Source organism: Nocardiopsis tropica (assembly GCF_042660575.1).
Classification (GTDB): domain Bacteria; phylum Actinomycetota; class Actinomycetes; order Streptosporangiales; family Streptosporangiaceae; genus Nocardiopsis; species Nocardiopsis tropica.
Genome location: NZ_JBHSUF010000019.1, coordinates 105,860 through 129,702 on the forward strand (window position 1 = coordinate 105,860; position 23,843 = coordinate 129,702).

Below are 23,843 nucleotides of genomic sequence, written 5' to 3' on the forward strand. Positions count from 1 at the left end.
GGCCGCGTGCCCGCCCGCGGGCGCGCGGCCCCCGCCCCGGACCCGCCGTCCGCGCCCGCCGCTCACCGGCGGGCCAGGGCGGGGCCCCCGACGCCGTTCTCCAGCCCCAGCCAGGCGGCCATCCCGGCCAGCTGCTCCACCAGCTCCGGCACGGTGTCGGCGGGGGCGCCGTCCTCCAGGGTGATCCTCTGGGCCAGGAGCGTCCCCGACGCGCGGTCCGCCTTGAGGTCCACCCGCGCGACCAGGTCCTCGCCCAGCAGGAACGGCAGCACGTAGTAGCCGTGCACCCGCTTGGCGGCGGGCACGTAGATCTCCAGCCGGTAGCGGAACCCGAACAGCTCCTCGGCGCGGTCGCGCGTCCACACCAGGGAGTCGAACGGGCTGAGCAGCGCCCGGGCCGCCATCGAGCGGGGCACCCGGGCGTCCCGGTGCAGGTAGGCGGGGCGGTTCCAGCCCTCCACCCGCACCGGGACCAGCTCACCGGAGTCCACGAGGTCGGCCACGGCGGGCCTGGACTCGGCGGACTTGAGCCGGAAGTAGTCGCGGAGGCAGGGCTCGGTGGCGACGCCGTGCGTGCGCGCGGCGATGGACACCAGCTCCCGGTGCGCCTCCTCGGGCGTGGTGGGCGGGGCGTCGCGCACCTCCGGCGGGAGGACCCGCTCGGGCAGGTCGTAGAGCCGCTCGAACTGCGAGTTGCGCCCGTTGGAGGTCAGGTCGCCGATCCAGAACAGGTACTCCAGGCACTTCTTGACGTCGGACCAGTTCCAGCCCCAGTGGTCCTTGGCGCGCGGCGCGTCGTGCGCGAGGGCGGCCTCCACGCCGCGGGCGGTGGCCGGGCCGATCCGGACGACCTCCTCCAGGACCGCCTTCAGGAGTTCGGGCCGCTCCTCCCGGATGCCGTTCATCCAGCCGACCCGGGTCTGGGCGCGGTTGCGGTCCATCCGGTGGCGCATGAGCTGCCGCGTGGCCGGCGGCACCAGGCTGGCCTCGTGGGCCCAGCACTCCACCAGGCGCGCGCCGCCCGCCCCCGCGGCCGTGGTGGCGGCCCGGTCCAGCAGCGCGGTGTCGTAGCTCCCCAGGCGGGCGAACACGGGCAGGTACTGGCTGCGGGCGAGCACGTTCACGCTGTCGATCTGGAGGATCCCCACCCGGCGCACCACCCGGGCCAGGTGGGACAGGGTCGCCCTCCCCTTGGGCCGCGGGTCGGCGAAGCCCTGGGCGGCGAGGGCGATCCTGCGCGCCTGGGAGAGGGAGAGGTCCGCGTCTCGGCGGGGGTGCGGTTCAGCCATGCCGCCACGGTAGCCCCCGGTGGCGACAGTCGGCCCGCCGCGGTCGGCGCCGGGGCGGGGACGGGCCTTCCGCGGACCGGTCGGCGCCGGAGCCGGGAGGTCGGCGGGCGCCGGCGCCCGCCCCTCCGGTCGGTGTGTCCTGCGTCACGTGGCCGCCGCCGTCGTGCCCGGTGACGCGCGGATCGACGACTCGCCGTGGCCGCGCACGGCGGTTCCGTGGAAAAAACCTTTGGCCCAATGCGAACCCCGAGGGGGTCCCGGCCGTCACAACAGAGGCGACACGAACGACCGGACACGTGCCGGGAGTCGCACACGCCCCGGTGCGGAGGACGGCCGCACCGGGGCACCTTCTGTTCCTGCCCGCCCAGCTGGGCGTTCCCCCCTCGTGCACAGCCCGCGTCGAACACCCGGGCCCCCTCCATGGCCTAGCCTTCTGCTGTGCGTATCGCGACTTGGAATGTGAACAGTGCCAGGGCCAGGGTCGACCGGATCGGGGCCTGGCTGGACCGGAGCGACGTCGACGTCCTCGCCATCCAGGAGACCAAGGCCAGGGACGACCAGTTCCCGGCCTCCGTCTTCACCGACCGCGGCTACGAGGTCGCCCACCACGGCCTCTCCCAGTGGAACGGGGTCGCGATCGCCTCCCGCGTCGGACTGGAGGACGTGCGGGTCGGCTTCCCCGGCCAGCCCGGATACGGCGACCCCGAGGAGTCCGAGGCGCGCGCCGTCGGGGCGACGTGCGGCGGTGTCCAGGTGTGGAGCCTGTACGTGCCCAACGGCCGCGAGGTCGACCACCCCCACTACGCCTACAAGCTGCGCTGGCTGAAGGCGCTGCGCGAGGCGGGCGCCGCGCGCCTCGCGCAGGACCCCGACGCGCAGATCGCCTACGTCGGCGACTTCAACATCGCCCCGCAGGACGACGACGTGTGGGACATGGCCGCGTTCGAGGGCAGCACCCACGTCACCGCGCCCGAGCGCGCGGCCTTCGAGGAGCTCGTCGGCGCGGGGTTCCGCGAGGTCGTCCGGGAGCACACCCCGGGACCCGGCGTGTACACCTACTGGGACTACAAGGGGCTGGCCTTTCCCAAGCGCAGGGGCATGCGCATCGACTTCGTCCTCGCCTCCCCGGCGCTCGCCTCCCGCGTGAGCGGCGCGAGCATCGACCGCGAGGAGCGCAAGGGCAAGGGGGCCTCCGACCACGCACCGGTCATCGTGGGGCTCGACGGGAACGACGGAGCGTCCGTCGCCAAGGTGAAGGAGGCCGGGGCATGAGCGCCGGGAGCAGAGCGGTCGGGACCACGGACGGCGGGGGCACCGCCGGCGGCGCGCCGCGCGTGGCCGTCTTCGGCAGCGTCAACATGGACCTGGTCGCCTACGTGGACGAGGTGCCCGCGAGCGGTGAGACCGTGACGGGCACCGACTTCCGCCAGGTGCCCGGCGGCAAGGGCGCCAACCAGGCGGTGGCCGCGGCACGGGCGGGGGCCGACGTGGCCTTCCTCGGAGCGGTGGGCGACGACGCCTTCGGCGAGGAGCTGCGCGCCAACCTGGCAGCCGCCGGGGTCGGCGTGTCCGGTCTGCGCACGGTCCCCGGGGTGTCGGGCGTCGCCCACATCGTCGTGGACGGCAAGGGAGGCAACTCGATCATCGTCGTCCCCGGCGCCAACGGCGGGGTCGCCGGCGTGGCCGACGGCGACGCGGCGCTCATCGAGGGGAGCGCGGCCCTGCTGCTCCAGCTCGAACTGCCGATGGAGGCCGTGGTCTCCGCGGCGCGGACCGGCCGCGCGCTCGGTGTGCCGGTCTACCTGACCCCGGCCCCCGCGCGCGACCTGCCCGCGGAGCTGCTGGAGTCGGTGGACGTCCTGGTCCCCAACCAGCACGAGGCGGCCGCGATCACCGGCCGCACGGACCCGCGCGAGGCGCTGGCCGCCCTGCTGGAGCTGGTCCCGGAGGTGCTGCTGACCCTGGGCGAGGGCGGCTCGCTCCACGGCCGCAGGGGCGGGGCGGCGGTGGCCTCGCCCGCACGGCAGGTGAGGGCGGTGGACACCACGGCCGCGGGGGACACCTTCTGCGGTTCGTTCGCGGTGGCGAGGGCGGAGGGCCGGTCGCCGGAGGAGGCGATGGCGTTCGCCGCGGCGGCGGCGTCGCTCTCGGTCCAGCGGCCCGGCGCCAGTTCGTCCATGCCCACCCGCGAGGAGGTCGAGGCGCTGCTCGGCGGCGTCGCCTGAGGCCGGTCCGGGGCGGGGGCGGACGGGTTCCGGGGGACGGTCCCGGGACGTGTCGGCGCTCGCCCCGTGCGGTTCCCGGGACGGGCGCCCCTCAGGCCGTGTGCCCGATCTGCTGGAGGAACGGGCGCGGGTCCTGGTTCTGGAGGCGGACCTCCAGCACGATGTCGACGGTGTCGCCGACGAGCCGGCCGCCCCACGGGACCTCGCCGCCGTCGCCCACGCCGAAGTCGGAGAGGCGGATCCGGGTGTTCGCGGAGAAGAAGTGCCCGTAGGTGTCGGCGGGCGACACGTAGTCCGGGGACTCGCCGACCCACTGGGAGTCGAGGGTGACCGGGAGGGTCGTCCCGTGGATGGTCAGGTCGCCGAACAGCCGGAAGGAGTGCTGTCCGCGCCGGCTCGGCTCCAGCCCGGTGGAGGCGAAGCGGATCTCGGGGTGGTGGTCCACGTCCAGGAAGTCGGCCGAGCGCAGGTGGGCGTCGCGCGCGCCCACGCCGGTGTTGACGCTGGCCGCGTCGAGGACGACCTCCACCTCGGACCGCGCGGGGTCCCCGGTGACGAGCACATGCCCGCGCGCCCGTCCGAACGTGCCCTGGACCCGGCCGAAGCGCAGGTAGTGGGCGACGAAGATCAAGCTGGAGTGGAGCGGGTCCAGGTACCAGGTGCCCGGCCCCGGTCCGATCTCGGGGGTGGATGTCATAGCCATTTGCTCCCTATTTGTCCGGTCTGTGGCTTTTGTCCACATACCTTAGGTCTGACGTCCACCCGGAACGCGAAGTTCTGGCGCGACCTGGCACGAGACATTGGACTCTGTCGTCCCCGACGGCGGCGAAACCCCCGCTGACGAGGCACGTCACCCCTTCGCGGCCCCGGGCCGGGAGCGGGGCCGGAACCGGCCAGGCGTGCCCGCGGACGGCGGAGGGGGCCGGGGCGGTCGTCCGCCCCGGCCCCCTCGGGTCCGGTGGTCGTGCTGCGTGCCGGACCGGTGCGGTCCGCCGCCGCTACATGTGCTCGGGAGCCTCCACGCCCAGCAGGTCCAGGCCCTGCACCAGGACCCGGAAGGCCACCGACACCAGCGCCAGGCGCGACTCGCGCTCGGCCTCGGTCGGGGCGGTCAGCACCGGGCAGTGCTCGTAGAACGCCGTGAGCGTCTGCGCCAGCTCGAACAGGTACGCGGAGAGGCGGTGCGGCTGGAGCAGGGCGCCGACCTGCTCCACCACGGCGCCGAACTCCAGCAGCTTGAGCGCGAGGTCGCGCTCCGCGCCCTCGGAGACGGTGATCCCGCCCCGGGGTGAGGACAGGTCCAGCCCGCCCTTGCGGAAGATGGACCGGATCCGCGCCTGCGCGTACTGGAGGTAGGGGCCGGTGTTGCCGGTCAGGGCCAGCATGCGGTCGAAGTCGAACGTGTACTCGGTGTCGTGGGAGACCGACAGGTCCGCGTACTTGACCGCGCCGATGCCCACCTGGCGGGCGATCTCGGCCTGCTCCTCGGCGCCGAGGTCGGGGCGGTTCTCCGCCACGACGGCGGCGGCCCGCTCGACGGCCTCGTCCAGCAGCGCCATCAGGCGGACGGGCGCGCCGCTGCGGGTCCGCAGGATCTTGCCGTCGCCGCCGAGCACGTTGCCGATCTGCACGTGGGTGACCTCGACGCCGTCCGGCAGCCACCCGGCCTTGCGGGCGGTCGCCCACACCATCTTGAAGTGCATGGCCTGCGGGGCGCCGACCACGTACAGGATGCGGTCGGCCTTGAGGTCCTCCACGCGGTGGCGGACGGTCGCCAGGTCGGTGGTGGCGTAGCCGTAGCCGCCGTCGCTCTTGCGGATGATCAGGGGGACCGGCTTGTCCTCGCGGCCGATGAAGCCCTCCAGGAACACGCAGAGCGCGCCCTCGCTGACCTCCGCGATGCCCTTGGCCTCCAGCTCGTCGCAGACGTCGGCGAGCACGGCGTTGTAGGTGCTCTCCCCGGCGAGGTCGTCGTCGGTGAGGGTCACCCCGAGCTTGGCGTACACCTTGTTGAAGTAGACCCTGGACAGCCCGACGAGCTCGCGCCACAGGCGCAGGGTCTCCTCGTCCCCGCCCTGGAGGGCCACCACCCGGCGGCGCGCACGCGCGGCGAAGTCGTCCGCGCCGGGCCCGGAGGAGTCGAACTTGGTGCGCGCCGACTGGTAGAAGGCGTTGGGGTCGCTGGTGAGCAGGTCCGCCTCGGCGGACTCCTCGCCGACCTCCAGCAGGTGCTCGATGAGCATGCCGAAGGGGGTGCCCCAGTCGCCGATGTGGTTCTGCCGGATGACGTTGTGGCCCAGGAACTCCAGGGTGCGGGCGAGGGAGTCGCCGACCACGGTGGTGCGCAGGTGCCCGACGTGCATCTCCTTGGCCACGTTGGGCGCGGAGTAGTCGAGGGGGATGTCGAGGCGCTCCTGGACGGGGACGCCCACGCGCGGGTCCTCCAGGAGCAGGCGGGTCTGGTCCGCGATCCAGTCCTCGCGCAGCGTCAGGTTGATGAAGCCCGGCCCGCTCACCTCGACGGCGCGGCAGACGTCGGCCACGTCGAGGTGCTCCATGATCGCCGCGGAGACCTCGCGCGGCTTTCGGCCCAGGCGCTTGGCGAGCGCGAGGGCGGCGTTCGCCTGGTAGTCGGCGAACTGGGACGGGCGGATGACGGGGTCGGTGTCGGCGAACTCGGGGCCGAAGGCGGCGCCGAGGGCGGACTGGACCCGTCGCGAGAGTACTTCCTGCGGGTCGGCCATGCCCCTAAGCGTACCGACCTGAGCCCCCTGTCCCCGCCCCTCGCGAGGTGACACGGCACGGGGCCCTCTCCTGCGCCCGGGAGCGGGGCGCGAGGCCCGGCCCGGATCCCGCTCAGCGGCCCTCCGGGGCCGGCGGCAGGGCGCCGGGAGGGGACGGGGGCGGGGCCTCGGACTGGGCCAGGCGGTGGAGCCAGTTGGAGGAGCGGTGGTGCACCCGGCGGCGGATCTGCTCGCCGATGCGGCCGCCGGCCAGGTCGTGCGCCAGCTGGCAGGCCCGGGCGACGCCCTTGGCGTGGCTGCCGCCGTGGGCGATGACCACGGTTCCGTTGAGGCCGAGGAGGGCGGCGCCGCCGTAGGTCTCGCTGTCGAGCCGTTCGCGCAGGCGGCGGAGCGCCCTGCGCTGGAGCAGGGCCCCGGCCTTGGCCGCGGCGGTGGAGGTCAGCGCGTCGCGGACGAGGTCCATGGCGAAGGCGGCGGTGCCCTCCACGGACTTGAGGGCGACGTTGCCGGTGTGGCCGTCGGTGACCACCACGTCGACCTTGCGGGCGAGGAGGTCGTGGCCCTCGATGTTGCCGCGGAAGTCCATGGACGGGGAGCCCTCCGCCGTCGCGGACAGCAGCTCGGTGGCTCTGCGGACGAGCTTGTTGCCCTTGCCCGGCTCGGACCCGATGGTCAGCAGGCCCACGCGCGGACGGCGCACGCCGAACGCGGTCTGGGCGTAGGCGCAGCCCAGGTGGGCGAACTGGACGAGCATCTCGGGCTTGGCGTCGGCGTTGGCCCCGGCGTCCACCATGATCGTCGGCGTCTCGCCGGTGGGGAGCGTCACGGCGAGGGCGGGGCGCAGGACCCCGGGCTGGGTGCGCAGGCGGACGGTGGACGTCGCGACGATGCCGCCGGTGGAGCCCGCGGAGACGAGGGCGTCGGCGTCGCCGCGCCGGATGAGGCGGCAGGAGACGGCCGCGCTGGAGCGGGGGCGGCGCCAGCTGGCGAGGGCGCCCTCGTGCATGGCCAGGTTGTCCTCGGCGTGGACGACGGGGATGTCCCGCAGGGCGCCCTCCTCGGCGAGGAGGGCGGCGATCTCGGTGCGCCTGCCCACGAGGAGCACACGGAGCCCGAGTTCGCGGACGGCCATGACGGCGCCCTTCACGATCTCGGAGGGCGCGTTGTCACCACCCATGGCGTCCACGGCGATGATCGGCGGAGAGGTGCGGGATGGGGCGGGCGCTTCCGCGTCGGATGTACCAGTCAACTCGGTGCTTCCCTCACGGGTCGTGGTGGGCGTTCCGCACTGTGTGCGCGCAGGTCCCGTTGTTCCGGCGGCGCCGGAGGGCACGTGGGGGCCAGGGGCGCGCGAGGGTGTGGTGCCACGCTACCGGTTCGCTCCCGGGGCGACGCCGTAAGGCCTGTTCGTCCACTCATGCGAGGATACTTCCCGTATGTCCTGGTCAGGGCTGGACTTGGCGTGAGATGGGTACAAAAGCCCTAATCCGGGTATATCCGCTCGCTGGCTCAGGGCCTCATCACGCTCCGAGAGCGTAGGACAACCACACTGGATCACCGTTCCGGAGGTCGACCGGTGCACCCGCACCGGAGCCGCCGGATCAGGGCTGCCCGATTGCCCGGGGGCGGCCCTGCACACACACAGGAGAGGAGAAGCGTGAGCGTTACGCCAGACGTGGCACAGTCCCCGTCCGCCGGACGTCGGTTTCGTGCCTACACGACGAAACACCTCGACGAGCTCACCGCGCGAGCCGGTCTCGCCGCCGATGAGCGGCTCGCGGTGCAGGCGGTGGCCACGGTGCTGCCGTTCCGCGTCAACAGCTACGTCGTCGACGAGCTGATCGACTGGGATGCCGCTCCGGACGATCCGATCTACCGGCTGGTCTTCCCACAAGCCGACATGCTGCCCCCGGGCGACGTGTCCAGGATGTCCGACCTGCTGCGTTCCGGCGCTCCGCGCAAGGAGCTCAACGACGCGGCCAACCGGATCAGGGCGAGTCTGAACCCGCACCCGGCGGGACAGATGGACCTCAACGTGCCGAAGACGGCCGACGAGGAGCCCATCCCCGGCGTCCAGCACAAGTACAAGGAGACCGTGCTCTTCTTCCCCAAGCAGGGGCAGACCTGTCACGCGTACTGCACGTACTGCTTCCGCTGGGCCCAGTTCGTCGGCGACGCCGACCTCAAGTTCGCGTCGAGCGAGATCGACCAGCTGGTCGACTACGTCCGCACGCACCCCGAGGTCACCAGCGTGCTGTTCACCGGCGGCGACCCGATGATCATGGGCGAGGGGGTGATCTCCCGCTACATCGAGCCGCTGCTGGAGATCGAGCACCTGGAGGCCATCCGCATCGGTACGAAGGCGCTGGCCTACTGGCCGCAGCGCTTCGTCACCGACCCGGACGCCGACGACACCCTGCGCCTCTTCGAGAAGGTCGTCGCGTCGGGCAAGAACCTCGCGTTCATGGCCCACTTCTCGCACCCGAACGAGATGCGTCCCGAGCTGGTCCAGGAGGCGGTCCGCCGCGTCCGCTCGACCGGGGCGGTCATCCGCACGCAGGCGCCGCTGATCCGCACGATCAACGACGACCCCGCCGTGTGGGAGAGCATGTGGCGCACCCACCTGCGGCACGGGATGGTCCCGTACTACATGTTCGTGGAGCGCGACACCGGTCCCCAGGACTACTTCGCGGTCCCGCTCGCCGAGGCCTACGAGATCTTCCGCGGCGCCTACACGAAGGTGTCCGGGCTGGCCCGCACGGTGCGGGGGCCCTCGATGTCGGCGACGCCGGGCAAGGTCTGCGTGGACGGCGTGGCGGAGGTGGCGGGCGAGAAGGTCTTCGTCCTGCGCTTCATCCAGGCCCGGGACCCGGAGCTGGTCGGCCGCCCCTTCTTCGCCAAGTACGACGAGAAGGCGGCGTGGCTGTTCGACCTCAAGCCCGCCCTGGGCGCCACCCACTTCCCGTGGGAGGCTCCGCCGGTCGGCGGGAGCGGCGGACCGGTGGACCCCACCCGCCTGTAGGAACCGCCCGTCCGCGGAGCGGGGCCCGGGCACAGGGCATCGGAAGGACCGCGGAGGCCAGGCGGGGCCGTCGGCGCCCCGTCCCAGGGGAATTGGAGCGTCCCTGGGGCGGGCCGCGCCGGCGGCCCCGGCCGGACGCGACGGAGCCCGGCACCACATCGTGGTGCCGGGCTCCGCGTGCGTCCGCGCCGTGGACGGAGAGGCCTCCCCGTGAACCGGGGTGGTCACGGGGGCCATCGGCGCGGACGTCTTCCGGGGCTGGTCTCGGTGGGGCGGTCGCGGGGGACCGGGGGCGGGGACGGGGGAGGTCGGAGGTGCGGCGAGGGGGTCGCGGCCCTCCGGGGCGGTGTCACCTCAGGAGGGCGTCGAAGTCACCGGTCTTGGCGCCGCGGACGAAGGCCTCGATCTCGGCGGGGGTGTACACGAGCGCCGGCCCCTGGGGGTCGCGGGAGTTGCGCACGGCGATGTCCCCGTCCGGGAGCGCGGCGACCTCGACGCAGTTCCCGTCCGGATTGCTCCAGCTGCTCTTGGTCCAGACGACCTTGGGCAGCCGGCTCGCGGGAACGCCGTTGTAGATCGGATGCATCTCAACCTCCTGGAACTTCGGGGGGACTCGTGAGCGGGGATCTGTCCACACGCGGTAGATCCTTCACCGCGCCCGTCGTGTCTCGCCACCGGGCCCGCCTTGCGGTGGGACGCCCTGTCGGGGGCGAACCGTCCCGTGGTGGGTTGTTTCGTCCCGGTGCGAGTCAGAGCGTAGCTCATGCACGTGCATTGGTGATTACGTCCGTAAGTACCTATGCAAGGACGGCGGGTGATTCGGGTCCGAAACCGCACGTCACACCTAACGTGGGGGAGAGGCGCGCGGTTCTCCGGGGCCGGATCGTTCTCCACTCGTGGCCGAAGCCGGTCAGCCGGGAACCCGCTCCGGGAGCGCAAAGCGAACGCCCGGGCGCTGAGAGCGACCGGGCGTGCGGCGGAGGGTGCGGGGAGGCGGGAGGGTCAGGGGTAGCGCTCCAGGAAGCCGCGGAGGATCTCCTCGGTGGCGGTGGGCGGCGGCGCCTGGGTGGCGAGGTGGTCCATCGTCTGGGAGTAGCGGTTGGTGTCCTCGTACTTGTCGAAGTACAGGGCGCTGCTCAGCTGCTCCAGGTAGACCACGTCGGGCAGCTGCGGGGTGGGGAACCGCAGGATGCTGAACGGGCCGCCCGCGGCGGGGTGCCCGCCCATCGCGAAGGTCGCGATCTGGATGGTGATGTTGGGGCGCCGGGCCATCTCGATCAGGTGCTCGACCTGGCCGCGCATCACCTCGGCGTCGCCGTAGGGGCGGTGCAGGACGGCCTCGTCGATCACGGCCCACAGACGCGGGGCCTGGGGTTCCACGAATCTGCGCTGGCGGTGCATGCGCATCATCACCCGGCTGTCGACGTCCTCCTCGGAGGTGGCCGTCCGGGACAGCCGGATGACCGAGCGGGCGTAGTCCTCGCTCTGGAGCAGCCCCGGGACGAACTGGACCTCGTAGGTGCGGATGATCGAGGCGGACTCCTCCAGGCCGACGTAGACGCCGAACCACTGGGGCAGCACGTCGCCGTACTTGTGCCACCAGCCCTGGGCGTTGGCGCTGGAGATCAGGCCGAGGAGGGCCTCGCGCTGCTGGGGGTCGTCCACCCCGTAGAGCTGGAGGAGGTCGTCCACGTCCCGGCGCTTGAAGCTGACCTGGCCGAGCTCCATGCGGCTGATCTTGGCGTGGGAGGCCCGGATGGCGTATCCGGCGTCGTGCCGCGAAATGCCCTTCTCCTGGCGGAGCCGCCGGAGCTGGGTTCCGAGGAGAATGCGGAGGACGGTGGGGCCACCACTGGAATTGGCCAGAAAATCTTGAGTGACCTGGAGATTCGTTGCGTGATCGGCGACCACATCGCCTCCTGTGTAGCGGCTTTGGCCCGTAGCGACCGCTCAGTATACCCACGCGTCCGAGGTTGCGGACAGGGGCGAGGGGGGATTGGTTCGTGGCCTAAGCGCCTCTTCTGGGCTTGGAGTAAACGCGCGTCCCCGTGTGGGAATTCTTTGACGAGGATCTACCGATAAGGGTCGTTCGTCCTATAGTCTTGCCCGGACGTTGAACTGCACGTGCATCCGTGTCTTACAGATGTAAGCCACAGGGGGTCGCGTCAGGCAAGTCCGCGCGAACCCGCCATCACACTCGTGAGGACCGTGATGAACGCAGAGCTGGTGTCCTCGGAGCTGGACTCCGGGCCGTCCTGGAGTCGTCCCTCCCTCGCGGAGGCGTCGGACGACCTCCCGTCCCGGTGGAACCACCCGCCGTGCCGCCTCGCCGTCGGCCAGGCCTCCCGGTCCCAGGAGGGCGCCGCCAGGGCGTTCGGCTCCGTCCCCGGCTCGGTCCGCCGGGCACGCGACTTCGCCGCGTCCGTCCTGGAGGAGTGGGACGCCGAGGGCGTGCAGGAGGACGTCCGGCTGATCGTCTCCGAGCTCGTCGGCAACTCCTGCCGCCACGCCGTGGCGGGGGAGGGGGACCCCGCGGGCATTCCGGTGGTGGTCGAACTGCGCCGCCTGGGCGAGCGCGGCGGGATCCTGTGCATGGTCGCCGACGAGAGCGCGAAGGCGCCGGTCAAGATGGACGCGCACCACTTCGCCGAGTCCGGCCGCGGCCTCGGACTGGTCGCGGCGTTCAGCCGCGAATGGGGCTGGAACCCGCTCGGCCGCGGCGGCAAGGTCGTCTGGGCCGTGTGCGGCGGCGAGGACTGACCCACCCCGCAACCGCGCGGCCGCGGTGCCTCGGGAGCTGTGGACGACGCGGCGGAGCCGCCCGGGAAGAGTAGGCTGTCAACGCATGTCGGTATTTGACCGACCGCGTCGTGACAGGACTTTCCCACACCCCATCCCGGGAGCGAGGCGTGGCCGTGCTGGACACGGAACAGGACCAGTTCCTCTGCGACGGGACCACCACCGTCGTCGGACTGACCGGTGAGATCGACATCGCCACCGCGGAGAGGGCGCTCGCCCGGATCACCGCGGCCACGGCGGACGGCTGCGTCGTCGTCGACCTGTCCGCCGTGGAGTTCATCGACGCCTCCGGCGTCAACATGCTCGTCCGCGCACTGCGCGGGGCCACGAGGGTCCAGCACCACCTCCTCCTGGCCGGGCCCACTCGCCAGCTCTCGCGGATCCTCGACGTCCTGGGCCTGCGCGACGTCCTGGCGACCCACGACGGCGTCGCCGCGGCGGTCGCCGCCCACGCGGCGCCCCGCCACGGACACCCGCCCGGCGCCCTGCGCTGACCCGGCCCCCTCGGCGGGCGCCCCGGCGGCCGGACGCCGCACGCGAAGGGGGCGCCCCCGGCGGCCGTGCCGGAAGCGCCCCCAGGAGGGATGTCCCCCCTACTCGACCGTGACGCTCTTGGCCAGGTTGCGCGGCTGGTCCACGTCGTTGCCCTTGGCCAGGGCCAGCTCGCACGCGAACACCTGCATCGGGATCGTCGCGACGACCGGCTGGAGCAGGGTCGGCACCGCCGGGATCTCGATGAGCACGTCCGAGTACGGGCGCACCGCCTCGTCGCCCTCCTCGGCGATCACGATGGTGCGGGCGCCGCGGGCGCGCACCTCCTGGATGTTCGACACGATCTTGTCGTGCAGCACGCTGCGGCCCTTCGGGGAGGGCACCACGACGACGACCGGCAGGCCGTCCTCGATCAGCGCGATCGGGCCGTGCTTCAGCTCGCCGGCCGCGAACGCCTCGGCGTGCATGTACGCCAGCTCCTTGAGCTTGAGCGCGCCCTCCATCGCCACCGGGTAGCCCACGTGGCGGCCCAGGAACAGCACCGTGTCGGCGTCGGAGAGCGAGCGGGCCAGCTCGCGGACCGGCTCCACCGTCTTCAGGACCTTGTCGACCTGCTCCGGCATCGTGGCGAGCTGGGCGATGACCGCCGTGATCTCGTCGCCGAACTTCAGCCCGCGCACCTGGGCCAGGTACAGGCCGACGAGGTAGCAGGCGATCAGCTGGGTCATGAAGGTCTTGGTGGCGGCCACCCCGACCTCGGGGCCCGCGTGCGTGTACAGGACGCCGTCGGACTCGCGGGGGATGGTCGACCCGTTCACGTTGCAGATCGCCAGCACGCGGGCGCGCTGCTCCCGGGCGTAGCGGACCGCCATCAGGGTGTCCATGCTCTCGCCGGACTGGGAGATCGCGATGACCAGGGTCTGCTGGTCCAGGATCGGGTCCCGGTAGCGGAACTCGCTGGCCACCTCGACCTCGCACGGGATGCGGCACCAGTGCTCGATGGCGTACTTGGCGATCAGGCCCGCGTGGTACGAGGTCCCGCAGGCGATGATGACGATCTTCTCGACGGAGCGCAGGTCCTCCGGGGTCAGCCGCATCTCGTCCAGGGTCAGCAGCCCGTCGACCGACAGGCGGCCCAGGAGCGTGTCGGCCACCGCGCGCGGCTGCTCGACGATCTCCTTGAGCATGAAGTAGTCGTAGCCGCCCTTCTCGGCGGCGGACGCGTCCCAGTCGACGTGGTACTCGCGGACCTCGACGGGGTTGCCCTCGTAGTCGGTGACGACCACGGAGTCCGGCCGCAGCTCGACCACCTGGTCCTGGCCCAGCTCGACCGCCTCGCGGGTGTGCGCGATGAACGCGGCCACGTCGCTCGCCAGGAAGTTCTCGCCCACGCCGCGGCCGACGACCAGCGGCGAGTTGCGACGGGCGGCCACCACCAGGTCGGGGTCGTCCACGGACGTCGCGACCAGGGTGAAAGCGCCCTCCAGCCGCTTGCACACCGCGCGCATGGCCGCGGGCAGGTCCCCGTCGCCGCGCTCGGCCAGCTCGGTGCTGAGCAGGTGCGCGGTCACCTCGGTGTCGGTCTCGGAGAGGAACTTGCAGCCCTGCTCCTCCAGCTCCAGGCGGAGCGCCGCGAAGTTCTCGATGATGCCGTTGTGGACGATCGCGACACGTCCGCCGTTGTCCACGTGGGGGTGGGCGTTGACGTCGTTCGGGGCACCGTGGGTGGCCCAACGCGTGTGCCCGATACCGGCCCCCTCGCCGGAGATCGGCCGTTCCTCCAGGGCCCGGCGCAGGTTGGCGAGCTTGCCCGCGCGCTTCTCCGTGCGCAGGGCGCCGTCGCCCAGCACCGCCACACCCGCGGAGTCATATCCGCGGTACTCCAACCTTGCGAGGCCGTCCACGACGACCTGAAGCGCCGGTTGCGGCCCGACGTAGCCAACGATTCCGCACATGGCCGCCAGCGTAGGCGAAAAAGGACGCCGGATCGACCAACCACCTACCCATACCACTGGTTGTTTTCGCAGGTGGCGGTATAGACCATTTGGTGCATGGGGGCCATACCACGCAGGTGGGGGGCATGCGGGGGCGCCGAGTGGAACCGATTTCCCCCGGCTCGCGACCCGCCGAAAAACCTTTGGAGACACCACCGTGAACGTGTGGTTTCGGGCACGTTCCGCCCCGGTTCGGGGCTAGCGGGGACCGGCTGCCGAATCCGGACGACCCCCTCGTCTAGGGTGGTCATTCGTGTCTCACACGACGAAGAACGGCCTCTCCTCACCGTACGTGGAGCTGGACCGGGCGGCCTGGGCGGCCCTACGGGCCTCCACACCCCTCTCCCTGACAGAGGCCGACCTGGCAGAGCTCCGCGGTACCACCGACCCCACCTCCCTGGAGGACGTGCGGGACGTCTACCTGCCGATGTCGCGCCTGCTGAACCTCTACGTGGGCGCGACCCAGCAGCGGCACGCCGCCGTCCGCGCCTTCCTCGGCGAGGCGGACCGCCCGGCGCCGTTCATCATCGGCGTCGCGGGCAGCGTCGCCGTGGGCAAGTCCACCACGGCGCGGCTCCTGCGCTCCCTCCTCGCGCAGTGGCCCAACCACCCGAACGTGGAACTGGTCAGCACCGACAACTTCCTGTACCCCAACTCCGTCCTGGAGTCGCGGGGGCTCATGCGGCGCAAGGGCTTCCCGGAGAGCTACGACCGCCGCGCGCTCGTGCGCTTCGTGTCGGAGATGAAGGCCGGGGCCGACCGCATCGACATCCCCGTCTACTCCCACCTGAACTACGACATCGTCCCGGGCGAACGGCAGTCCGTGCACCGCCCCGACATCCTCATCGTCGAGGGCATCAACGTCCTCCAGCCCGCCACCGCGGGACGCCTGGCCGTGGCCGACTTCTTCGACTACTCCATCTACGTCGACGCCAAGGTCGAGAACATCCGCAACTGGTACCTCGACCGCTTCCGCGAACTGCGCCGGACCGCGTTCTCCGACCCCCGCTCCTACTTCCACCACATGGCCACCACCATCCGCGAGGAAGAGGCCCTGGAGTTCGCCGCCAACACCTGGCGCACCATCAACGAGGTCAACCTCGTCGAGAACATCCGCCCGACGCGGGGGCGCGCCACCCTCATCCTCTACAAGGGGGACGACCACCGCGTCCGGCGGGTGCGGCTGCGCAAGACCTGACGGTGTTCTCGGCGAGCTCGCGGGCTCGCTGCGCGGCCTCGGGACGCTTCCGGCCGGCTCCCTTCGTCGTCGCTTTCGCCTGTCGCTCGTTCCTCGCTCGCGGCTCGGCTCCTCCTGCAGGGGTCCGGCGCGTCCCTCGGTGTTCTCGGCGAGCTCGCGGGCTCGCTGCGCGGCCTCGGGGCGTCGGAAGCCAGGGGCCTTCGTCGTCGTCTGCGCCTGTCGCTCGTTCCTCGCTCGCGGCTCGGCTCCTCCTGCAGGGGTCCGGCGCGTCCCTCGGTGTTCTCGGCGAGCTCGCGGGCTCGCTGCGCGGCCTCGGGACGCTTCAGGCCGGCTCCCTTCGTCGTCGCTTTCGCCTGTCGCTCGTTCCTCGCTCGCGGCTCGGCTCCTCCTGCAGGACCCTGGCACGCCCCTCGCTGCTCTCGGCGAGCTCGCGGGCTCGCTGCGCGGGAGGCCGGTTTGGCCGGGGCCGGACGGCGGGTTAGTGTGGTCTCTCTTTTCGGCCGCGCCCCTTCACCGGGTGTCGTGCGCTCTCAAGGATCGGAACGAACCGGGCCCCTCGCGGGCTCCGGGGCGGGACCAGCGCACGCGCGTCGCCGCGCCACTGTCCCGCCGAACCTCCCGAGGTCTTCGTCATGACCACCACCGATCCCTCCGTGCCCTCGAACGACGCGCTCCAGGCCGAACGCGACCGGCTCACCGCCGCCCGCGAGGCCCTGCGGCGGATGCGCGAGGAGGTCGCCGGCAGCGAACTCGTGCTGGGCGACGTCGTCAACGACAAGGTCACCAACGCGGCCCTCCGCCGCGGCCGCGAGCGGCGCCTCGCCGCCCTGGCCGAGGTGCCGGGCGCGCCCCTCTTCTTCGGCCGCCTCGACTTCGACCCCGGCACCGTCTTCTTCGACGACGACCCCGGCGGCGCCCCCGCCCCGGACGGCTCCGCCGACGCCGACCGCGTCCAGATCGGCCGTCGCCACATCCACGACAGGTCCGGGCGCCCCATGGTCCTGGACTGGCGCGCCCCGATCTGCGTCGCCTACTACCGGGCCTCGCCCCAGGACCGGATGTCCGTCCGGGTCCGGCGCCGCTACGGCTTCACCACCGTCACCCCGGGACCGGACGCCGAACCCGAGGCGCTGCTCACCGCCTTCGAGGACGAGGCGCTGACCGACGCCCCTCCCGAGGCCGGCCAGGGCGGGGGCGAACTCCTGAACGCGGAGATCGAGCGCCCCCGCACCGGCCCCATGCGCGACATCGTCGCCACCATCCAGCCCGAGCAGGACGACCTCGTCCGCGCACCGCTCGGCACCACCCTGTGCGTCCAGGGGGCGCCCGGCACCGGCAAGACCGCGGTGGGCCTGCACCGCATCGCCTTCCTCCTCTACACGGAGCGCGAACGGCTGTCCCGCAGCGGTGTGGCCATCATCGGGCCCAACCGCTCCTTCCTCTCCTACATCCACGACGTCCTGCCCGCGCTCGGCGAGGTCGACGTCCACCAGACCACCGTCACCGAGCTGCTCACCCGCGACCTGCCCGAGCGCTCCCGCCCCGCGGCCGGGTGGATCGGACGGGTCGAGGAGCCCGCCGCCGCCCGGGTCAAGGGCCGGGCGCGCATGGCCGAGGTCCTGCGCCGCGACCTGTGGTCCCACCTGCGCACTCCGGAGGAGGCCGTCATGGTCCGCCGCGGTTCGCGCCGCTGGCGCCTGTACCCGGAGGACCTGCGCCCGCTCCTGGACGAGCTCGCCGAGCGGGGCGTCGCCTACGGCTCCGGTCGGGAACTCCTCTCCCACCGCATCGCCCACGCCGTCCTGAGCCTCATGGAGGGCGAGGGGGAGGCGTGCGACGACCGCACCCACGCGCAGGTGCGCCGCGATCCGGCCGTGCGGTCCGCGGTCACCGCCATGTGGCCCAAGGCCGACCCGATCAAGCTCGTGCTCGGCCTGCTCACCGACCCCGAACGGCTCGCCCGTGCCGCCGACGGCCTCCTGAGCCCGGAGGAGCAGGCCGCCGTCCTCCTCCCGGGGCGGCCCCGCGGCCCCCGGAGCGCCCGCTGGTCGGAGGAGGACCTGGCACTCATCGACGAGGCCTCGGCCCTGATCGGACGTCCCGCCGGTCTCGGCCACATCGTGGTGGACGAGGCGCAGGACCTGAGCCCGATGCAGTGCCGCGCCGTGGGCCGCCGGTGCGCCTCGGGCTCGCTCACCGTCCTCGGCGACATCGCCCAGGGCACCAGCCCCTCGGCCGCCGCGAACTGGTCCACGCTCCTGGAACACCTCGGCAAGCCCACCGGCCACCTCAGGGTCCTGGACCGGGGGTACCGCGTCCCGGCCCAGATCATCGACTTCGCGGCCCGGCTCCTGCCCGCCATCGCCCCCGGGCTCGGCGCCCCGGTGGCGGTGCGCCGCTCACCCGGGTCGCTCCGTGTCACCCCGGCGGCCGGAGGGCTGGCGGCGGCCGTGGCGGACGCGTGCCGCACCGCACTGGAGGGGGAGGGCTCCGTCGGCCTCATCGCCGCCGACGCCGGCCTCGCCGCGCTGAGGGCGGACCTCGCGGCCGAGGGCCTGCCCGTACCGCTGCTCGGGGAGGACGGCGCCGGGCTGGACGCGAGCCGCCTGGTGGCCGTGCCCGCGTCTCTCGCCAAGGGCCTGGAGTTCGACGCCGTCGTGGTCGCCGAGCCCGCCGCGGTGGTCGACGCGGAGGAACGGGGCGTGAACCGGCTCTACGTGGTGCTCACCCGGGCGGTCAGCACACTGCACGTGGTGCACGAGCGCCCCCTCCCGGAGGCGCTGCGCGACGCCGTCACGGGCTGAGGTCCGCGGGCCGGGCGGGCCCGGTGCGCCTCCACGGGCCGCGCAGGAGCCCCGCGGCGAGCAGCCACAGCGCGACCGTCACCAGGTGGGCGCGCTCCAGCAGGCCGGGGGCGGCGCCGGGGCCGTCCCCGGCCGCCGCCGCGTACACCCGGAAGGCCAGGACCAGGACGGCGACGGCGGCCACCGCCTGGAGCACCGCCACGACCGCGACGAGCGGCCACGCCCGGTCCCCGGCCCGGTACCGGTCCACCGCCAGCATCGCGACCCCGACCAGGGCGGCGAGGATGGCGACCAGGGCGAACACGCCCTGGGCCGCGGTCGTGCCGCCCGCCCCCTCCGCCAGCGACTCCGCCGCGCACGCCGCGTCGGTGGCCACCACGCACCGCCCGGGCAGCACCGCCGCCACCAGCGAGGCGGCGCCGAACACGGCCATGGACCACCACGAGACCGTGAGCCACGGGACGGTCTCCCGGGCTCCCATGGCCAGCCCCAGCGCGGCGGCGACCACCACCAGGATGGCGGCCACGCGGTGCGCGCTGTCCAGGAAGCGGCCGAAGGCCGCGTCCGGGTCCGCCAGCGCGCCCTGGGCGGCCGTCCCGCCGCCGGGGAGGACGACTTCCAGCGTCCACAGGCTGTAGGCGACGGCGGCCGCGACCGCGGCGACCCTGCCGTCCCTGGAGTCCCAGTGCAGCTGCCCGGAGTTTGGCATCGTGCCCCCTGCTCTCACGGTTGTCCCACCCGTCCCCCGGGCGGGACACACCGGCGAGGTCGCCGTCGAAACACCGCTGTCCTGGGACCCTACGCTTTTCGGGGCACGACGTCACCCAACTCGCGGCGGCACTGTTATCCGCGGTTGAGTGTTCACCCGGCATCATCGGGGGACACCGGCGGACACGCGGGATACGGGACGACCGACGAGAAGGGCGCACGCATGGACGGCGCATCCACGACGCGATGGGTGATCGTGGGGGTCGACGGCACGGAGTCCAGCCGCCACGCGCTGGAATGGTCGGCGCACCAGGCGGCGCTGCGGGGTCTCGGTCTGCGGATCGTCGCCGCCGCCGGGCCGGTGGCCTCGGCGGGCGTCTTCGGCGGGCACGGGTGGACCGACCGGGCGGAGCCCCCCGACGAGACCGACACGCAGAACACCGAGAAGCTGCTGGGGTACGCCGGCGACTGGGTCGGGCGGCTCTTCCCCGAACTCCGCGTGGAGACCCGCCTGTCGTACGCGCGCCCGGTGGAGGCGCTGCTGGCGGAGGCGGCCGCGGAGGGCGCCGTCGCCGTGGTCGTGGGGTCGCGCGGCCTGAGCGGGATCGTCGCGGCGTTCGTCGGTTCCGTGGGCATCGAACTGGCCGCCCGCTCGCCCGTCCCCGTGGTGGTGCTGCCCCGCGACCACGCCGCGGCGCACGGGGTGCGCGGCCGGGTGATCGTCGGCGTCGACGGGTCCGAACCCAGCAGGAGGGCGGCGCACTTCGCCTTCGGGCAGGCGGAGTTCGCCGGGGCCGAACTGGTCGCGGTGAGCGCCTGGCAGCCCCTGGTGGCGTTCGCCGCCGCGACCGGGCCGATCCCGCCGGAGCTGTTCGACGACGCGACCGCGGCGGAGGCGGCCCGCCAGGCACTGGAGGACGAGTTGGCGGACGCCCGCCTGAACCACCCGGGCGTGGCGGTGAGCACCCGGGTCGTGCGCGCGCACCCGGTGGTGGCGCTCCTGGAGGAGGCCACGCCCGCCGACCTCATCGTGGTGGGGTCGCGCGGACGCGGGGGGTTCCGGGGGCTGCTGCTCGGGTCGGTGAGCCACTCCGTCCTGCACGGCGCGCGCGGCCCGGTCGCGATCCTGCGGTGACCCCCGGGGGCGGACGCGCGCCGGGGCGCGGCCCTTCGTGAAGGGCGCGGTCCCGGCCGCGTAAAGGCGTTTCCGGCGGCTCGCTCCGGTGAAACGATTTCCGGCGGCCGAACAATCGCGGCCCCTATTCTGCGGATATCCGGCGGCCGGATCGAATGGGGAGGCCGGGGGGTCGGCACGGGACGCGGGAGCGGGGTCCGAAGGGGCCGGATCCGCGGCAGGGCCCGTGGTGCGGGAGGCGCCCGCACTGCCGGTGCCCGCGCCCGGGGCGCAGGTTTTTTCGCGCGAAGCCGCAGTTCAGCGGAGAGCCCGGGAAAAGGCGTCCTATTTTACTCGCGGGACAAGGTCCGCGTCGTCCATACTCTTTTCACTTGCAGTGGCCGCGCCGAACAGCAGAGCAGTCGAGAATCGACGGGGGAAGTCGTGAACGGTTCCGCGAAGGGCGTCCTCGCCGCCGGAATGGCCGTGTCATGGCTGCTCACCGGTTGCGGCGCCGGCGCCGCAACCGGTGAGGAGGAGCCCGCCGGGCCCGTCGCGGCGACCGGCACCCCCGAGGCGACCGAGTCGGAGGAGCAGAGGGCGGCACTGGTCGACGGCCAGGCCACCCTGTCCGCCGCCGACCACCCCGTGCTCGGCCTCCTGCTCACCGACGGCGGGGGCAACACGCTCTACCTGTTCACCGAGGACGAGGGGGCCGGCCCCACCTGCGTCGAGGAGTGCGCCGCACTGTGGGAGCCCCTGCGCACCGCGGCCGGGACCGAGGCCGTCCCGATGACCGCCGAGGGCGTGCGCCCCGAGCTGGTCGCGGCGGTTCCCCGGCTGGACGGGGCGCCCCAGGTCACCTACGCCGAGTGGCCGCTCTACACCTACACGGGCGACGCGGCGCCGGGTGAGGCCAACGGCCAGGGCGCCGACGGGGCCTGGTTCGCGCTGGACGTCTACGGCGGGACGATCACCATCCCCGCCGCGGCCCCCCAGGGCTGACCGCCCCCGCGCCGGACCGCCCCGGCGCTCCCGGACCCGACGCCCGCGCGCCTCGCGGCGTCCCCGCTTCCCGCTTCCCGCTCCCGGGCCCGACCCGGCCTCCGTGCGCCGCCCCGGCTGCCTCCGCGCGCCTCGCGGCGCTCTCCGACCGATCCCGCCTCCCCTCGCCCCCGACGCCTGCGCGACCGGGTCCGGCCGGTCCGGACGGCCTTCTCCGCCGCCCACCCCTCCCGTCCGCGTCCTGGGCGGACCGGCCCCGCGCGGCGGTCCGTGCGCGCCCACATGGGCGGATCCGCGATGGGTCCCGAGGCGCCCGCGCCACAGGTCTAGTGGCGGCCCCGGTACCCGGAGACCGGTATGTGACGAAGAGCACGGTGTGTCGGGAGCGAGGGGGCGGTCTCCGTCCCGACAGGGGAAACCGGCTCCCAGCTGTGTCGGAACGGCGAGCGAACGCGACGTTTCCTGCGCCTTGGTGGACCACCCGAATCCCTTGCTGTGCAGTGGAAACCGACTCTCCGGCATCACCGCTATAGACCATTGGCCTATACCAATTGGTCACTGCGGGGGGTCGTCGTTCATGATGCGAGAGATCTCGACTTTCGTAGAGGAGCCGCTGTGACTGCCGTGGGTATCGACGTGGGCGCCGCCCCGACCAAGCACGAGGAACTCGTCACCTGGGTCCGTGAGATCGCGGAACTCACCCGGCCGGACGAGGTCGTGTGGTGCGACGGCTCCGACGAGGAGTGGACCCGCCTGACCGACCAGCTGGTCGAGCAGGGCACCTTCACGCGCCTGAACCCCGAGAAACGCCCCAACAGCTTCTACTGCACCTCCGACCCCAGCGACGTCGCACGGGTCGAGGACCGTACCTACATCTGCTCCGAGCGCGAGCAGGACGCGGGCCCGACCAACAACTGGATCGCCCCCGACGAGATGCGCGCCACCTTCGGCGAGGTCTTCGCGGGCGCCATGCGCGGCCGCACCATGTACGTCGTCCCCTTCTGCATGGGCCCGCTGGGCGGCGACATCTCCCAGCTCGGCGTCGAGATCACCGACTCCCCGTACGTCGTCGTCTCCATGCGCATCATGGCCCGCATGGGCTCTGCCGCCCTGCGCCTCATCGAGGAGCGCGGCGAGTTCGTCAAGGCCGTCCACTCCGTCGGCGCCCCGCTGGAGCCCGGCCAGGAGGACGTCGCCTGGCCCTGCAACTCCACCAAGTACATCTCGCACTTCCCCGAGACCCGCGAGATCTGGTCCTACGGCTCCGGCTACGGCGGCAACGCCCTGCTCGGCAAGAAGTGCTACGCGCTGCGCATCGCCTCGGTGATGGCCCGCGACGAGGGCTGGCTCGCCGAGCACATGCTGATCCTCAAGGTCACCTCGCCCGAGGGCGCCTCGCACTACGTCGCCGCCGCCTTCCCGAGCGCCTGCGGCAAGACCAACCTCGCCATGCTCCAGCCGACCATCCCCGGCTGGAAGGTCGAGACCGTCGGCGACGACATCGCCTGGATGCGCTTCGACGCCCGGGGACGGCTGCGCGCCATCAACCCCGAGGCCGGCTTCTTCGGCGTCGCGCCCGGCACCGGCGCGAAGACCAACGCCAACGCCATCGACACGCTGTGGGGCAACAGCATCTTCACGAACGTCGCCCTGACCGACGACGGCGACGTGTGGTGGGAGGGCCTCACCGAGGAGGCGCCCGCCAACCTGACCGACTGGAAGGGCCGCCCCTGGACCCCGGACTCCGCCGAGCCCGCGGCCCACCCGAACTCCCGCTTCACCACCCCGGCGGGCCAGGCCCCGACCATCGCCGACGAGTGGGAGGACCCGGCCGGCGTGCCGATCTCGGCCATCCTCTTCGGAGGCCGCCGCGCCACCGCCGTGCCGCTGGTCAGCGAGTCCTTCGACTGGCAGCACGGCGTGTACCTGGGCGCCAACGTCTCCTCCGAGAAGACCGCGGCGGCCGAGGGCAAGGTCGGCGAGCTGCGCCGCGACCCGTTCGCCATGCTGCCCTTCTGCGGCTACAACATGGGCGACTACTTCGCCCACTGGCTGAAGGTCGGCGCCACGGCCGACCCGGCCGGGCTGCCGAGGATCTTCTACGTGAACTGGTTCCGCAAGGACGCCGACGGCCGCTTCGTGTGGCCCGGCTTCGGCGAGAACAGCCGCGTCGTCAAGTGGATCTTCGAGCGGCTGGAGGGCACGGCCGAGGCCGTGGAGACCCCGATCGGCTACCTGCCGACCGCCGACGGCATCGACACCGAGGGCCTGGACCTGTCCGACCGGGACCTGGAGTTCCTGCTCTCCGTCGACCGCGACGTGTGGAAGCAGGAGGCCGCCCTGGTGCCCGAGTTCTTCAAGACCTTCGGCGACCACCTGCCCGACGAGCTCTGGGACGAGTACCACGCCCTGCTGGCCCGACTGGACCGGTAGGCGTCCGAGCCGCCCC

The 23,843-nt window shown here is 72.9% G+C and carries 18 protein-coding genes; 10 read left to right on the plus strand and 8 right to left on the minus strand.

Annotated elements, in window-relative coordinates:
* Positions 1-62: 62 nt before the first annotated feature.
* Positions 63-1,289, minus strand: a complete 1,227-nt coding sequence (locus ACFQBR_RS26225; protein WP_344179903.1) for a winged helix-turn-helix domain-containing protein — start codon at positions 1,287-1,289, stop codon at positions 63-65.
* A gap of 438 nt (positions 1,290-1,727) precedes the next feature.
* Between ACFQBR_RS26225 and ACFQBR_RS26230 the strand changes: the two genes are divergently transcribed.
* Together ACFQBR_RS26230 and ACFQBR_RS26235 are read left to right on the plus strand one after the other, a co-directional pair.
* A complete protein-coding gene (locus ACFQBR_RS26230) occupies positions 1,728-2,561 on the plus strand; it encodes an exodeoxyribonuclease III (RefSeq protein WP_344179901.1) in 834 nt (277 codons plus the stop codon).
* A complete protein-coding gene (locus tag ACFQBR_RS26235) occupies positions 2,558-3,514 on the plus strand; it encodes a ribokinase (protein WP_344179899.1) in 957 nt (318 codons plus the stop codon). Before ACFQBR_RS26230 ends, ACFQBR_RS26235 begins: the two co-directional genes overlap by 4 nt.
* A 91-nt stretch (positions 3,515-3,605) precedes the next feature.
* Here ACFQBR_RS26235 and ACFQBR_RS26240 read toward each other — a convergent pair whose 3' ends face one another.
* The 3 genes from ACFQBR_RS26240 to plsX all read right to left on the minus strand — a co-directional run bounded on the left by ACFQBR_RS26240 (position 3,606) and on the right by plsX (position 7,507).
* Positions 3,606-4,211 (minus strand): YceI family protein, encoded by a 606-nt coding sequence (locus ACFQBR_RS26240; protein WP_267947973.1) that lies wholly within the window; start codon positions 4,209-4,211, stop codon positions 3,606-3,608.
* A 301-nt stretch (positions 4,212-4,512) separates the two neighbouring features.
* The gene (gene argS / locus ACFQBR_RS26245) at positions 4,513-6,258 is read right to left on the minus strand and encodes an arginine--tRNA ligase (RefSeq protein ID WP_267947974.1); all 1,746 of its coding nucleotides are present in this window, start codon (positions 6,256-6,258) and stop codon (positions 4,513-4,515) included.
* Positions 6,259-6,370: 112 nt separating this feature from the next.
* Positions 6,371-7,507 carry a phosphate acyltransferase PlsX gene (gene plsX, locus ACFQBR_RS26250; protein WP_344179895.1) on the minus strand — a complete coding sequence of 379 codons (1,137 nt, stop codon included), beginning with the start codon at positions 7,505-7,507 and terminating at the stop codon, positions 6,371-6,373.
* Between the two features lie 426 nt (positions 7,508-7,933).
* Between plsX and ACFQBR_RS26255 the strand changes: the two genes are divergently transcribed.
* The gene (locus ACFQBR_RS26255; RefSeq protein ID WP_267950233.1) at positions 7,934-9,280 is read left to right on the plus strand and encodes a KamA family radical SAM protein; all 1,347 of its coding nucleotides are present in this window, start codon (positions 7,934-7,936) and stop codon (positions 9,278-9,280) included.
* A gap of 349 nt (positions 9,281-9,629) precedes the next feature.
* Here ACFQBR_RS26255 and ACFQBR_RS26260 read toward each other — a convergent pair whose 3' ends face one another.
* On the minus strand, positions 9,630-9,866 hold the full coding sequence (locus ACFQBR_RS26260) for a DUF397 domain-containing protein (protein ID WP_267947976.1): 237 nt from the start codon (positions 9,864-9,866) through the stop codon (positions 9,630-9,632).
* Between the two features lie 416 nt (positions 9,867-10,282).
* Positions 10,283-11,191 (minus strand): helix-turn-helix domain-containing protein, encoded by a 909-nt coding sequence (locus ACFQBR_RS26265; RefSeq protein WP_267947977.1) that lies wholly within the window; start codon positions 11,189-11,191, stop codon positions 10,283-10,285.
* A gap of 300 nt (positions 11,192-11,491) precedes the next feature.
* Here ACFQBR_RS26265 and ACFQBR_RS26270 point away from each other — a divergent pair, with 300 nt between their 5' ends.
* Positions 11,492-12,040: an ATP-binding protein gene (locus tag ACFQBR_RS26270; protein WP_344179892.1), complete on the plus strand. Its 549-nt coding sequence runs from the start codon at positions 11,492-11,494 to the stop codon at positions 12,038-12,040.
* A gap of 149 nt (positions 12,041-12,189) precedes the next feature.
* Entirely contained in the window at positions 12,190-12,573 is a 384-nt protein-coding gene (locus ACFQBR_RS26275) for an STAS domain-containing protein (protein WP_344179890.1), read from the plus strand.
* A 99-nt stretch (positions 12,574-12,672) separates the two neighbouring features.
* On the opposite strand, the gene glmS is transcribed toward ACFQBR_RS26275, so the two are convergent.
* On the minus strand, positions 12,673-14,526 hold the full coding sequence (glmS, locus tag ACFQBR_RS26280) for a glutamine--fructose-6-phosphate transaminase (isomerizing) (protein ID WP_267947980.1): 1,854 nt from the start codon (positions 14,524-14,526) through the stop codon (positions 12,673-12,675).
* A gap of 331 nt (positions 14,527-14,857) precedes the next feature.
* Between glmS and coaA the strand changes: the two genes are divergently transcribed.
* Both coaA and ACFQBR_RS26290 read left to right on the plus strand, forming a co-directional pair.
* Complete coding sequence (coaA, locus tag ACFQBR_RS26285) at positions 14,858-15,763, plus strand: type I pantothenate kinase (RefSeq protein ID WP_267950234.1); 906 nt, start codon at positions 14,858-14,860, stop codon at positions 15,761-15,763.
* Positions 15,764-16,395: 632 nt separating this feature from the next.
* On the plus strand, positions 16,396-18,567 hold the full coding sequence (locus tag ACFQBR_RS26290; protein ID WP_267947981.1) for a HelD family protein: 2,172 nt from the start codon (positions 16,396-16,398) through the stop codon (positions 18,565-18,567).
* On the opposite strand, the gene ACFQBR_RS26295 is transcribed toward ACFQBR_RS26290, so the two are convergent.
* The gene (locus tag ACFQBR_RS26295) at positions 18,557-19,276 is read right to left on the minus strand and encodes a DUF998 domain-containing protein (RefSeq protein WP_267947982.1); all 720 of its coding nucleotides are present in this window, start codon (positions 19,274-19,276) and stop codon (positions 18,557-18,559) included. The genes ACFQBR_RS26290 and ACFQBR_RS26295 overlap by 11 nt on opposite strands.
* Positions 19,277-19,498: 222 nt before the next feature.
* On the opposite strand from ACFQBR_RS26295, the gene ACFQBR_RS26300 reads away from it, so the two are divergent.
* From ACFQBR_RS26300 to ACFQBR_RS26310, 3 genes are all read left to right on the plus strand, one after another.
* A complete protein-coding gene (locus ACFQBR_RS26300) occupies positions 19,499-20,410 on the plus strand; it encodes a universal stress protein (protein WP_267947983.1) in 912 nt (303 codons plus the stop codon).
* Positions 20,411-20,833: 423 nt separating this feature from the next.
* On the plus strand, positions 20,834-21,394 hold the full coding sequence (locus ACFQBR_RS26305; RefSeq protein ID WP_267947984.1) for a COG4315 family predicted lipoprotein: 561 nt from the start codon (positions 20,834-20,836) through the stop codon (positions 21,392-21,394).
* 624 nt (positions 21,395-22,018) lie between these two features.
* Positions 22,019-23,827 (plus strand): phosphoenolpyruvate carboxykinase (GTP), encoded by a 1,809-nt coding sequence (locus tag ACFQBR_RS26310; RefSeq protein ID WP_459558907.1) that lies wholly within the window; start codon positions 22,019-22,021, stop codon positions 23,825-23,827.
* The last annotated feature ends 16 nt before the right edge of the window (positions 23,828-23,843 follow it).

Bases quoted from the DNA above. Each gene is read 5' to 3' on its own strand.
- ACFQBR_RS26225 (WP_344179903.1), bottom strand. From the start codon at position 1,289: ATGGCTGAACCGCACCCCCGCCGAGACGCGGACCTCTCCCTCTCCCAG.
- ACFQBR_RS26235 (WP_344179899.1), top strand. From the start codon at position 2,558: ATGAGCGCCGGGAGCAGAGCGGTCGGGACCACGGACGGCGGGGGCACC.
- ACFQBR_RS26240 (WP_267947973.1), bottom strand. From the start codon at position 4,211: ATGACATCCACCCCCGAGATCGGACCGGGGCCGGGCACCTGGTACCTG.
- argS (WP_267947974.1), bottom strand. From the start codon at position 6,258: ATGGCCGACCCGCAGGAAGTACTCTCGCGACGGGTCCAGTCCGCCCTC.
- ACFQBR_RS26260 (WP_267947976.1), bottom strand. From the start codon at position 9,866: ATGCATCCGATCTACAACGGCGTTCCCGCGAGCCGGCTGCCCAAGGTC.
- ACFQBR_RS26270 (WP_344179892.1), top strand. From the start codon at position 11,492: ATGAACGCAGAGCTGGTGTCCTCGGAGCTGGACTCCGGGCCGTCCTGG.
- glmS (WP_267947980.1), bottom strand. From the start codon at position 14,526: ATGTGCGGAATCGTTGGCTACGTCGGGCCGCAACCGGCGCTTCAGGTC.
- ACFQBR_RS26290 (WP_267947981.1), top strand. From the start codon at position 16,396: ATGACCACCACCGATCCCTCCGTGCCCTCGAACGACGCGCTCCAGGCC.
- ACFQBR_RS26295 (WP_267947982.1), bottom strand. From the start codon at position 19,276: ATGCCAAACTCCGGGCAGCTGCACTGGGACTCCAGGGACGGCAGGGTC.
- ACFQBR_RS26300 (WP_267947983.1), top strand. From the start codon at position 19,499: ATGGACGGCGCATCCACGACGCGATGGGTGATCGTGGGGGTCGACGGC.